The sequence below is a fragment of the Cohaesibacter sp. CAU 1516 genome (genome assembly GCF_005771485.1).
In the GTDB taxonomy this organism is placed as follows: domain Bacteria; phylum Pseudomonadota; class Alphaproteobacteria; order Rhizobiales; family Cohaesibacteraceae; genus Cohaesibacter; species Cohaesibacter intestini.
On the sequence record NZ_VANT01000001.1, the window covers coordinates 1,409,493 to 1,421,076 of the forward strand.

Consider the following 11,584-nt stretch of genomic DNA (forward strand, 5'->3'; position numbering starts at 1 on the left):
TCATCAGCAAACTCTATTTGGGCACTGCGATTGGATTGTCCGGATATTGCTGCCATTCGGCCATCGATCCATCATACAGCAAGCCCTGTTTATTGCCGAGCAGCTCATGGGTAACGAACCAGGCCAAAGATGCCCTGTGGCCGGAGTTGCAAAAGCCAATATGAGCCTGCATCGGATCCATGCCCTGCGTGGAAAATAAAGCTTTGGCGCGCTCCAGAGTGAGGAATTTGCCACCCTGCTTGGGTTCAACCAGCTGATCAAATGGCAGATTTTGCGCTCCGGGGATCGTACCGGGACGTGGACCGCCCGCCTTGCCTACATATTCTTCATGCGAGCGATAGTCAAAAATGGCCATACCCTTCTTCCACGCAGTCAACACGTCATCCATCGAGGGTGCCATGGCGGGATTGGGGTTTGCAGTATATTTTGTCGCCCTCACACGGGTCATTTGTTTGGTGAAAATGGGTTTTGGCAAGCGACTATAGGCAATCAAGCCACCGTCAAGGATCGACACCTTTTCATGTCCAATGACTTTGAGGGTCCAATAGATTCTTGTCGCAACAGCGATTTCACCTGCATTCATGCCAATTGGGGTAAGGACAATGTGATCGGTCGGCTTTATGCCGAGGCTGCCAAGCAGCTTTTCGAGATAGGCAATATCCGGCAAGGCCTTGCCCTTGACCGGCCGACGCTGACGCCATTGGCCATATTGGGTATTCACTGCGTTGGGCAGGTGGACGCGGGCATATCCATTGACAGGTTGAAGATCGACAAAAACGACATCTTCGCTTCCCAGATTGCTCAAGACCCATTCGGCACTCACCAGCGGGCTGCTCGCCGAAGCGACAGAGGTGCTCACGGTGAATATAAAAAAGGCGACAAGAGTCCGCGCCCAAGCGAGGCATGCCTCATACGCCGTTGCGCCAGATTGCTGTTTGCGGGCAGCACGCATCGGCTCCTCCCTGTTTGTGGTCTTTCCATTCACTGATGACAGCGGGTCATCAACGGTAAAAAATCAGCAATGCCAACACCAGAATACCCAGAGCTATCAGCCCCCAGCCTTGTGCACCGCCCAAAAACCCTTTTGCAGCGGCTCCTTCTGCTTCCTGCTCGAGTTCCAAAACCGCGTCCTCGGCTTTGTGCATGGCTTTTTCCAGTTCAGCTTCCTTTTCCTTATCTGTCATTGGGAGTTTCTCCTTTTTTACCTTGTCTGCGATCGCTTCGAAGAGTTGCGAGGCCAACATGAGTGTCCTCTTGGGATCAAACGCGGGATCATCGGTCAAGGTTCCCAGTTCGAGGGAAACATGATAGGTCAGAAGGGTGCCCTCTGCTCTTTCTTCCAGTCGGATGCTGTTGTGACTGCTAAGGATAGTCGCATTCTCGTCAAGGGCTTTGGAGGTCATGGTGAACGCGTTGTCGTGCTCACCAGGAAGCAAGCGGATTTCCTGCCGGGTTTCCTCTTTGTCGTCTCCCCAACGCAACAGGCGAACATGAAACCACCCCGGGGCCACTTCCTGTATGTCTTGGCAATTGGGAAAACAGGCTTTCAGCAAGATCGGGTTGAAAAACCGTTGCCGCACCTCCGCAGCGTTCGCTGCGCACAACACTTCACCGGATAGCTCCATTCTCGCCCCCTGTTGCGTGGTTGTTGCGCCTTGCCCAAACGCATATGCAATATTTCTATTATCGCAAGTATAAGAAATAATGCACCCGCTTGAATTGATTTTGTTCAATGCCAGTACAAAATCTGGCAATCCCCACAGCAAGAATGTCGCGCTTTGGGGTGGTTTTTATAGGGATCTTTTGGTATCAGTCACGCCTTGCGAGGCAATAAGGAGACCCATATGGCCAGCGTGACCGCTATCAATTCGGATCAGACCGAATCCATTCGCCCGGACCGATCAGAATTGTTGATGCCTGCGGGCAATCTTGAAAAACTGAAAATGGCCGTGCTGTATGGTGCGGATGCCATCTATATGGGTACACCAGACATGTCGCTGAGGACCAAGTCTCAGATGAGCCTTGATGATGTGGTTGAGGGCATTGAATTCGCCCATGCGCACGGCAAGCGGGTCTATCTGACGCTCAATCTGTTCTCCCACAACAAGGATATCGACAAGCTGCCGCAATATGTCGAGACCGTTCGCAAGGTGAAGCCAGATGGCTTGATCGTGGCTGACCCCGGCGTCTTCATGTTCGTCAAATCGCAAGCCCCCGAGCTGGAACTGCATGTCTCGACTCAGGCCAATGTCTGTTCCTGGCAATCGGTCAAATTCTGGGAAATGCAGGGTGCCAAGCTGGTGGTGATGGGGCGTGAAGTTTCGTACAAGGAACTGGCCGAGGTGCGGGAGAAGTGCCCGGACATCAAGCTCGAAGCCTTTGTTCATGGCTCGATGTGCATGACCTATTCGGGCCGCTGCTTGCTGTCGAACTTCATGGCCGAGCGCGGCGCCAACCAAGGGTCATGCGCCAATAGCTGCCGCTGGAAATATAAGGTTCATATGAAGCTGCGCGACGGCACCGTGCGCGAATTGAAACTGTCGGAAGAGAATATGGAGCTGTTTGACTTTTTCCTTGAAGAGGAACAGCGCCCCGGCGAGCTGATGCAGATTACTGAGGATGAGCGCGGCTCCTATATTCTGAATAGCCGCGATCTGTGCATCATGCCAAAGCTGTCTGATTATCTCTCCATTGGCGTCGACAGCCTCAAGGTCGAAGGGCGCGGCAAGAGCCCTTATTATGTGGCTCTGGTGGCGCGTGCCTATCGCATGGCGATTGATGACTGGTATGAAGATCGCGACAATTGGGACCCGGAAGCCTATATGGAAGAGTTGGCGACTGTGCCAAACCGTGGCTATACCCTTGCCTTCCATGATGGTCGCTTGACCAATTACGCCCATGGTTATGAAGAGACATCGACCTTTGCCGAGTGGGAATTTGCCGGCATGGTGTCGGAAGTGCGCGAGGATGCCTTCATTGTTGACGTCAAGAACCGGCTGGAGGCTGGTGACGTGATCGAGCTGGTGTCGCCATATTTGCGTTCGCCGATCCCGATCCGCCTGTATGAATTTGAAGATGCCAAGAATGGCAAAATCGAGACCATCATCAATCCGGGCACCAAGCCGCAGGTGCGGATTCCGTTTTCGCTGTTTGACCATGAAGACCCCGAGATCTTGCGCCAGCATGTGCCCGTGATGACGGTTTTGCGCAAGGAACGCGCCTTGACCCCTGCCCAGTGGGAGCGGTTGAAGCATGATTCCGAGGCCCATGATCTGGAATTGGGTCGGGGCGATGAAGGGCTGTATGAGCGCAAGAATGTCAAGCTACAGGCGGCGATGGACGCGGACCAGACCAAGCGGTCGACCAAGAGCCCGCGTCTTGGCACCGAAGGGTGTTGTGGTCGTGGCTGCAATGGCTGCACGATGTTCTGGTATGACGACAAATATGAAAAGGCACGCGCTCTGCTGGCCAAGAGCGAGCAAGGCAAGCTGTTGACCAAACAACAAGCCAAACAGGAAGTGATCAAAAAGGTCTCATGACCCTTCATTTCAACTGTTATGACAAAGCCCGAAGCGTTTGACGCTCCGGGCTTTTTGTTTATTCAGATTGTTTATTCAGATTGTTATTCGGCGGCTTCCATGCGGGCCTTGAGGCAATAGTCTGCATGGTGGATCATGTCGCCATGTTCAGCGATGGTTTCAAGCCAGCTGCGGATGACCGCGGGATGATGAGGTGCAGCCTGAACACCAGCTGCCAATTCATCATGACAGATGGCTTCCACCGCCAGACTGACGGGGATCGACACCAAACGGCCCATGGCGCTTGCCTGATTGGTGCCGTAGCTGTCGAGACTTTTGGCCTTATGCCAGAGCGTTTGGCCGTTGCGGGTCACTTTCAATTCCACTGACATGACAACCCGGTCCCACTCACCTTCATGATAGGCGTGGTCTGCCCAGAGGCGGTCGGACAGTTGGGCAAGCTCGGCGTCATCATTCTCACTATGGGTCGTTTCAATGGTTTTGAAAATATCTGCCCATGCCTCTGACCATCCAGCCAGACGCAAGGTTCCTCGTACAAAGCGCGTCACATTCCAGTCTTCTCCAATGCCATATTCGGCCATGAATGGCAGGGAATCCCTGTTCGGGTAGGATTGGAAAGTTTCAAAGCCGGATGCCAACTCAATCGGGTAGTCTTCAACCGCATCCCATGGCCGCTCGATCACGGTCTCGCGGCCATCCTGAATTGCCCGTGCCGGGCTTTTGAGGGCTTTTAATACGCCAAGCGGCGACCAGCTGAATTTGTATTTGAAGTCATTGGCAATGGCAGGAAAGCCGCCGCAATAAGACTGGAAATCATGATTGTTTGAGGGGTCAAAATGGCTGCTCTTGCGATAGTCATCCATCAAGAGATGAGCCAGCAAATGATCAATGCCCGGATCGAGACCAACCTCGTTGATTAGGACCAGCCCTTTCTCTCTGGCGGCGTCATGAAGGGCCTGCATGTCAGGGCCGATATAGGAAGAGGAGACAAAATGGGCTCCACATTCAAGGCACAATTGAGCGATTGCTGGATGGAATGAGGCTGGCAGCATGGACACCACGATATCGCCGGCTCGGATGGTCGCCTCGAGCGCTCCATCAGTTGCTTCACAGATTTCGAACTGGCCTGCAAGTCCACGGGTCGCCAAAATGGCCTTGTCGAGATCGCGTTCCCAGAGCTTCAAAGGATAGTCTTTGGCGATCAATCTGCGAATGCCGGGAACAGAGGCAAGCCCTGCTCCAAGCCAATGGATTGTCTTTGCATTAGCGTTCATATGTGGGTCTCCAACAAGGTGATTGCTTGGGTGCAGCTTTTGAAAACTGTCTTTGAAACAAAGCTTTGCTGGAGAGATGCGGGTACGGCAAGGGGGATGAATGGGTGGTTCGGCAAAATGCCGGGCGTTGGCTGACAAACTGTCTTGGTGATTGGATTGCAGGAGACAGATTGCCGAGCGCCCGGCGCTGGCCAGCCATGCACTGAGGATAACAAAAAGCCCGACCATTGGCCGGGCTTTCGCAGTGTGCGAGTCATACGCGCCGTTCGAAGCGCGTCTTAGGCGACATGTTCGGTCAAATGGAACTCATCGCCCTGGGCTTGGAGTGCCTCGAACCAGCGATGAATGATGGTCGGGCTGCTTGGGGCGGCCTGAACACCTTTGGGCAATTCGCCGTCCAGCACGGCTTCCACGGCAAGGCTGACCGGGATGGAGACCAAACGTGCCATGGCAGAGAAGTCCGCGCCGCCTTTTGCGTCCAGCACATAATCCTTGTGCCAGACCACGGTCCCGTCCTTGGAGGCTTTGAGGTCAACGACAAGCACCACACGATCCGGCTCGCCGTCATCATAGGCGTGATCGGTCCAAAGCTGATCGCTCAAGGCTGCCAGTTTGGCCTCGCCATCCGGGCCGTCGGCTTCTTCCTCGACAAATTTGAAGATGCCTGACCAAGCGTCGGACCATCCGTTCAAACGCAATGTGCCGCGTACGAAGGTGTTTACTGACCAGTCACTCTCAAACCCATAGTGATCCATGAAAGGAAGGGAATCCCGGTTTGGATAGGACTGGAAGGTTTCCGCGCCGCTTGGCAACCCCACGGTGAAATCGGAAATCGCATCCCAAGGCTTTTGGGTTGTGACTTCCTCACCACCGAGGATCGCCTTGGCAGGGCTTTTCAGTGCTTTCAGAACGCCAAGAGGCGACCAGCTGAATTTGTAGCGGAAGTCATTGGCCTTGGCCGGAAAGCCACCGCAATAAGACCGGAAATCGTGACTGTTGGTCGGATCAAAGACATCGCTGGCACGATAATCCGCCATCAGCAGATGGGCCATCAAATGGTCAAGGCCGGGATCAAGGCCCACTTCGTTGACGAAGCAAAGCTCAGAGGCTTTGGCTTTTGCATCAAGAGCGGCCATTTCCGGGCTTATATAAGAGGATGATACGAAATGGGCATCCTTTTGCAGGCAAAGCTCTGCGACTTGCAGATGCATGGTCGCAGGCAGCATCGAGATGACCACATCGCCCGCCGTAACATCGGCAGACAGGGCGTCGAGCGAGAAGGCTTTGACCGAAAAGTTTCCAGACAGGCCAGCCGTGGCGGCTTCCGCTTTTTCGACGGTCCGGTTCCAAAGCGTGACCGGGCGGCCATTTTCAATCAGACGACGAATACCGGGGACTGAAGACAGCCCTGCCCCCAGCCAATGAATATTTCCCATGGTGGATTGCTCCTTTATTGTTCGCGACATATGAGCATTCTGGATCCAATCTGCAAAGAGCTTGTCTCTTCCTCGATGAAGAGAAGTCATTTTTTCCCCATTTTGATGGATGGCAAGTCTGGCGAAATTGTGAGTTGATATGAAAGATGCGCCATGAACACTTGTCCTTGTGATGGCGTTGAGCGAAGCATTTGAAGGAGTTTGCATGCCCACTGATATCGAAATTGCACGCGCTGCGAGCGTTCTCCCAATCAGCGAGATCGGCGCGAAACTGGGCATTCCTGCCGAAGAGCTTGTTCCCTTCGGACACGACAAGGCAAAGCTTTCGACAACCTTCCTGAACAGTCTGAATGGGCGCAAGCATGGTCGACTGATTCTGGTGACCGCCATCAGTCCGACCAGCGCAGGCGAAGGTAAGACGACGACGACAGTCGGTCTGGGCGATGCGCTCAATGCCATTGGCAAGAAAACGTCTATCTGCATTCGCGAAGCCTCGCTTGGCCCCTGCTTTGGCATGAAGGGTGGCGCGGCGGGTGGCGGATTGGCGCAGGTCGTTCCGATGGAAGACATGAATCTGCATTTTACCGGTGATTTCCATGCCATCACCTCGGCTCACAATCTGCTGTCTGCCATGGTCGACAATCATATCTATTGGGACAATGAACAGGAGATCGACAATCGCCGCGTCGAATGGCGACGGGTGGTTGATATGAATGATCGCTCACTCCGGAATATTGCCACCGGCCTTGGTGGGGTTGCCAATGGTTTTGTTGCCGAAAGCGGGTATGACATCACGGTTGCCTCGGAAGTGATGGCGATTCTTTGTCTTGCCGACGATCTGGAAGACTTGCAGCGACGACTGGGAGATATCATCGTCGGCTATCGCCGCGACAAAAGCCCGGTTTTCTGCCGCGACATTGGCGCAGACGGGGCGATGACGGTGCTGCTCAAACAAGCAATGCAGCCCAATCTGGTGCAGACGCTGGAAAACAATCCCGCCTTTGTTCATGGCGGTCCGTTCGCCAACATTGCCCATGGCTGCAACAGCGTGGTGGCCACCAAAGCAGCGTTGAAATTGTCCGATTATGTGGTCACGGAGGCAGGGTTTGGGGCCGATCTGGGGGCAGAAAAGTTCTTCAATATCAAATGCCGCAAGGCCGGTCTGACACCGGACGCAGCTGTGGTGGTTGCGACGGTGCGTGCCCTCAAGATGAATGGCGGAGCAACCAACCATGAACTGGACCAGCCGAATCTTGAGGCTCTGAAAGCCGGGTTGAAAAATCTGGGTCGCCATATCGAGAATGTGAAACAGTTTGGCGTGCCGGTGGTGGTCGGCATCAACCATTTCGCGTCTGACACGGACGCGGAAATAGAAGCAATTCAGACCTATGTCACCAAGTTTGGCATTGAGGCAATTGTCTGTCGCCATTGGGCAGAAGGCTCCAAGGGTGCGCTCGATCTGGCTCACAAAGTGGCGAAACTGGCCAATGGCGGCAATGCACAATTTGCTCCACTTTACCCCAACAAGATGCCTTTGTTTGAAAAGATCGAAACCATTGCAAAACGGGTCTACCGCGCCAATGAAGTGATCGCCGACAAGAAGATTCGCAACCAGTTAGCCAGTTGGGAAGAGCAAGGCTATGGCGATTTGCCGATTTGCATGGCCAAAACGCAATATAGCTTTTCAACTGATCCAGATTGGCGCGGCGCTCCGACCGGGCATTCCGTTCCGATTCGTGAAGTGCGCCTGTCTGCCGGAGCCGGTTTTGTCGTGGTGATTTGCGGTGAAATCATGACCATGCCGGGCTTGCCGCGCAAACCGGCAGCCCTATCTATCCACCTTAATAACAATGGCGACATTGAAGGGCTGTTTTAACGGGGCTATAGGTAGGCGGGAATTGAGAGCATAGCGACATCATTTTGTCGCCAATGGGTTTGAGGGAAACAGCATGACCGCCACCCGAATTGATGGCAAAGCCATCGCCACTGATTTGCGCGCGACAATCGCGATCGAAGCCGAGAAACTGATCAAGGAAACCAACGTGGTGCCCGGCATTGCTGTGGTGATTGTCGGCGAAGACCCCGCCAGCAAGGTCTATGTCGCCTCCAAGGGCAAAGCCGCCAAGGAATGCAACTTCCATTCTGTGCAACATACTTTGGCGGATGATGTCACGGAAGAAGCCTTGTTGTCTCTGATTGGCGATTTGAATGACGATCCGGCCATTCACGGCATACTGGTGCAGTTGCCGCTGCCCGATCACATCAACGAGTCCAAGGTGCTCAATCTGATCCGCCCAGACAAAGATGTCGATGGTTTCCATCCGATCAATGTCGGCTTGTTGACCGCAGGGGAGCGCGACAAGGCGATGGTGCCTTGCACCCCTGCCGGCTCGCTCATTCTGGCCAAGCGGGTTTTGGGCAATCTGTCGGGCAAGAATGCGGTTGTCATTGGCCGCTCGAACATTGTTGGCAAACCGATGGCGGCTTTGCTGCTGGCGGAAAGCTGCACCGTCACGATTGCCCATAGCCGGACCAAAGACCTGCCGGATGTCGTGCGTGGCGCTGACATTGTCGTTGCTGCGGTTGGGCGGCCTCAAATGGTCAAGGGCGACTGGATCAAGGACGGTGCCTGTGTCATCGACGTGGGGATCAACCGGATTGATGCGCCAGAGCGCGGCGAAGGCAAGACCCGTCTTGTCGGGGACGTAGACTATGACAGTGCTGTTGAGCGGGCCGGATCCATAACGCCGGTGCCGGGTGGCGTCGGCCCGATGACGATTGCTTTGTTAATGGCCAACACCCTGACAGCGGCGCGTCGCTCGGCCGGGCTTGATGATCTGGATTACGCATCCATGCTATCGTGATCTTTGCATTCTTACGGCGCGCTTTATGGGTCCTATTTTGGCACCCAACGCGCTGAAATGATTGTAAAAGCGTCACTTGAGGCTTATATTATAAGAGTAAGATCCAGCGTTCTGAGGGAGTGAACCATGCCGAACAAGGACGTCGCAGAATATCTCATCGCCAAGATCAAGGCGGATGGTCTGCTTGATGAATACAAGCGGGCACGCAAGCCCAAACCTCCCAAGCAAAGCGACGACACCTTTTTGAAGGCGGGTTATCGCATTCTGGAGGAAACCGGCGCGTTACCCAAAGAAATCGAACTAAAGAAGGCAATCGCCGATCAATATGAACGCCTCAATGCAGCAGCCAGTCAGGAAGAGCGCGAAGCAGAGTTTCGCAAACTTGCCGAGTTGCAGATGGTGCTCGGCGTAGAACAGGATGCGCGGCGCAAATTCTACACAGAATAATTGCACGGCTCTGCGCTTCTATTATACCCCGCCTGTCCTGACGGATTGGCGGGGTTTCTTTTTGCTGGCTTGTTGGTTCGATGTCATTCCTCGCATTTTTCCTGTCGAATGTTCGACCTTTGACAGACTTCTCCTTTCGATCTGTCCGTTGTGATTGACAATCCTAGGGTTATCCCGCACAAGGGGAGTTACGGAAGGTTCTGCTTTGCAAGAAGGCAAGGCGGATGAAAAGGGAACACGGTGCGGATGACCCAACTCGGGGCCTAAACCGTGGCTGCCCCCGCAACTGTAAGCGGATTGCCATTTCAAAGGACCACTGGATTTTTAATCCGGGAAGGCGAAATGGCGCAAAACCGCGAGCCAGGAGACCTGCCTGCCGCAGCAATTCACGACCGGTCGGGGAGGATCGGAGCCGTGGAACCTTTTCCGCATGCTCCACTTTACCCGGTCTATCTCGATTCAAGTCGGCCTTGTCCAACAGGCCTATCAGGAGGCGAAATGGCGAAGAAGTCTGGGCTTATGCAGGTCTGTGTGACCTGTCGGCGCATTGATCCTACGGACACCGCAGCGGATGCCCGGCCCATCGAAGGCCAGTTGCTACACGACCGGTTGGTCGAAGCGGTTGGCAAGGACGATGTGTTGCGCGATACGCTAGCCGTTGAACCTGTGCAATGCATGAATAGTTGCCAGCAAGCCTGCACGGTCAGCCTGCGCAGCGCTGGCAAATATGGCTATGTGATTGCTGACCTCGATAAGTCTGATGAACGCGTCGACGATCTACTTTCCTTCTCCCGGCTTTATGTTGCGTCTGATACCGGCGCACCGGTTTGGCGAGAGCGCCCAGAGCATGTTCGCAAGAACACCCTCGTCCGCCTGCACCCGTCTCCCGAATTTCCCGATATGAAAGATTAGAGGTCCATCATGTCCTTTGCCTCCTCCAACAAAAAGATTCCTGCAACTGTCGTGACCGGCTTTCTTGGTGCTGGCAAGACAACCCTGATCCGCAAACTGATCGAACAGGCCGGCGACAAGAAAATCGCGCTGATCGTCAATGAATTCGGGGACATGGGCTTTGACGGCGAATTGCTCAGCGACTGCGGCAACCCGAACTGCACTGCCGACGATGTGGTCGAACTGAAAAATGGCTGCATCTGTTGCACGGTGGCTGATGATTTCCTGCCAACCATCGAAATGCTTCTGAAGCGCGATCCGAAACCGGATCATATCGTCATTGAAACCTCTGGCCTTGCCCTGCCTCAGCCGTTGGTTAAGGCCTTCCAGTGGCCGAGCGTGCGGGCCTCCGTCACGGTGGACGGAGTTGTGACCATTGCCGATGCATCTGCGCTCAGCGATGGGCATTACAGCCAGAATGAAGACGCCATTGCCAAGCAGCGCGCGCAGGATGACAGCCTTGATCATGAAAGCCCGATTGAGGAATTGTTTGCCGATCAGTTGAAATGCGCTGACATGATTGTCATTTCCAAAGCCGATCTGGTGGACGATGAAGGTATGGCGCGGGTTGAAGCGATCATCGGCGAACATGCCCGCGAAGGCGTGAAGAATATTCACTCACGCAATGGCGATGTCTCAGCCGCCATTTTGCTGGGGCTTGATTCCGTGGCTGAGGATGATCTGGATAGCCGCAAGGCCGCCCACGATCACCATCATGATCATGACCATGATGACGACCATGATGACCATGACGATCATGACCACGACCACGACCACCATCATGATCATCATCATGACGAGTTCCACTCCATTGTCGTACCGCCGCGCGTCTTTGCCTCGATGGAAGATGTGAAGGTGAGTGTTGAGAAGGCACTGGCGCAGCCGGGTATTCTGCGGGTCAAGGGTTATGCGGCGCTTGAGGGCAAGAAAGCCCGCGTTGTCATTCAGGCCGTTGGTCGTCGGGTTGACAGCTGGTTCGATACATCAGGCGAAGCCAAGACCGGTCTGGTGGTGATCGGCCTTAAAGATTTTGATCAGGCAGCGGCAGAAGCCACGCTCTCCTGATTTTGAAA

10 protein-coding genes and 1 riboswitch are annotated in these 11,584 nt (G+C 54.3%); of the genes, 6 read left to right on the plus strand and 4 right to left on the minus strand.

The genetic code is table 11. The annotated features are described in order from the left end of the window. Nucleotides 1-13: 13 nt before the first annotated feature. Nucleotides 14-952 (minus strand): rhodanese-like domain-containing protein, encoded by a 939-nt coding sequence (locus FDK21_RS06440; RefSeq protein ID WP_138147847.1) that lies wholly within the window; start codon nucleotides 950-952, stop codon nucleotides 14-16. A 49-nt stretch (nucleotides 953-1,001) separates the two neighbouring features. Further along, a complete protein-coding gene (locus tag FDK21_RS06445; RefSeq protein WP_114011227.1) occupies nucleotides 1,002-1,625 on the minus strand; it encodes a hypothetical protein in 624 nt (207 codons plus the stop codon). Nucleotides 1,626-1,844: 219 nt separating this feature from the next. Between FDK21_RS06445 and FDK21_RS06450 the strand changes: the two genes are divergently transcribed. Continuing rightward, nucleotides 1,845-3,539, plus strand: coding sequence for a U32 family peptidase C-terminal domain-containing protein (locus FDK21_RS06450; protein ID WP_138147848.1), 1,695 nt, complete (start codon nucleotides 1,845-1,847; stop codon nucleotides 3,537-3,539). Nucleotides 3,540-3,622: 83 nt separating this feature from the next. Here FDK21_RS06450 and FDK21_RS06455 read toward each other — a convergent pair whose 3' ends face one another. Beyond that, a complete protein-coding gene (locus FDK21_RS06455; RefSeq protein WP_138147849.1) occupies nucleotides 3,623-4,813 on the minus strand; it encodes a saccharopine dehydrogenase family protein in 1,191 nt (396 codons plus the stop codon). A 278-nt stretch (nucleotides 4,814-5,091) separates the two neighbouring features. Continuing rightward, complete coding sequence (locus FDK21_RS06460; protein WP_138147850.1) at nucleotides 5,092-6,249, minus strand: saccharopine dehydrogenase family protein; 1,158 nt, start codon at nucleotides 6,247-6,249, stop codon at nucleotides 5,092-5,094. Nucleotides 6,250-6,454: 205 nt separating this feature from the next. Between FDK21_RS06460 and FDK21_RS06465 the strand changes: the two genes are divergently transcribed. The 5 genes from FDK21_RS06465 to cobW all read left to right on the plus strand — a co-directional run bounded on the left by FDK21_RS06465 (nucleotide 6,455) and on the right by cobW (nucleotide 11,576). Then, nucleotides 6,455-8,125, plus strand: coding sequence for a formate--tetrahydrofolate ligase (locus tag FDK21_RS06465; protein ID WP_210238684.1), 1,671 nt, complete (start codon nucleotides 6,455-6,457; stop codon nucleotides 8,123-8,125). A 73-nt stretch (nucleotides 8,126-8,198) separates the two neighbouring features. Beyond that, nucleotides 8,199-9,113 carry a bifunctional methylenetetrahydrofolate dehydrogenase/methenyltetrahydrofolate cyclohydrolase FolD gene (gene folD, locus FDK21_RS06470; RefSeq protein WP_138147852.1) on the plus strand — a complete coding sequence of 305 codons (915 nt, stop codon included), beginning with the start codon at nucleotides 8,199-8,201 and terminating at the stop codon, nucleotides 9,111-9,113. Between the two features lie 126 nt (nucleotides 9,114-9,239). Next, entirely contained in the window at nucleotides 9,240-9,560 is a 321-nt protein-coding gene (locus FDK21_RS06475; protein WP_138147853.1) for a DnaJ family domain-containing protein, read from the plus strand. A gap of 178 nt (nucleotides 9,561-9,738) precedes the next feature. Continuing rightward, nucleotides 9,739-9,952: riboswitch (cobalamin riboswitch) on the plus strand. A gap of 106 nt (nucleotides 9,953-10,058) precedes the next feature. After that, on the plus strand, nucleotides 10,059-10,472 hold the full coding sequence (locus FDK21_RS06480; RefSeq protein ID WP_138147854.1) for a DUF1636 domain-containing protein: 414 nt from the start codon (nucleotides 10,059-10,061) through the stop codon (nucleotides 10,470-10,472). A 9-nt stretch (nucleotides 10,473-10,481) separates the two neighbouring features. Beyond that, entirely contained in the window at nucleotides 10,482-11,576 is a 1,095-nt protein-coding gene (gene cobW / locus FDK21_RS06485) for a cobalamin biosynthesis protein CobW (protein WP_138147855.1), read from the plus strand. Nucleotides 11,577-11,584 lie beyond the last annotated feature (8 nt).

What these genes read in the sequence shown, in the direction of transcription:
- FDK21_RS06440 (WP_138147847.1), bottom strand. Translation starts at nt 952, where the DNA reads ATGCGTGCTGCCCGCAAACAGCAATCTGGCGCAACGGCGTATGAGGCA.
- FDK21_RS06445 (WP_114011227.1), bottom strand. Translation starts at nt 1,625, where the DNA reads ATGGAGCTATCCGGTGAAGTGTTGTGCGCAGCGAACGCTGCGGAGGTG.
- FDK21_RS06450 (WP_138147848.1), top strand. Translation starts at nt 1,845, where the DNA reads ATGGCCAGCGTGACCGCTATCAATTCGGATCAGACCGAATCCATTCGC.
- FDK21_RS06455 (WP_138147849.1), bottom strand. Translation starts at nt 4,813, where the DNA reads ATGAACGCTAATGCAAAGACAATCCATTGGCTTGGAGCAGGGCTTGCC.
- FDK21_RS06460 (WP_138147850.1), bottom strand. Translation starts at nt 6,249, where the DNA reads ATGGGAAATATTCATTGGCTGGGGGCAGGGCTGTCTTCAGTCCCCGGT.
- FDK21_RS06465 (WP_210238684.1), top strand. Translation starts at nt 6,455, where the DNA reads ATGCCCACTGATATCGAAATTGCACGCGCTGCGAGCGTTCTCCCAATC.
- folD (WP_138147852.1), top strand. Translation starts at nt 8,199, where the DNA reads ATGACCGCCACCCGAATTGATGGCAAAGCCATCGCCACTGATTTGCGC.
- FDK21_RS06475 (WP_138147853.1), top strand. Translation starts at nt 9,240, where the DNA reads ATGCCGAACAAGGACGTCGCAGAATATCTCATCGCCAAGATCAAGGCG.
- FDK21_RS06480 (WP_138147854.1), top strand. Translation starts at nt 10,059, where the DNA reads ATGGCGAAGAAGTCTGGGCTTATGCAGGTCTGTGTGACCTGTCGGCGC.
- cobW (WP_138147855.1), top strand. Translation starts at nt 10,482, where the DNA reads ATGTCCTTTGCCTCCTCCAACAAAAAGATTCCTGCAACTGTCGTGACC.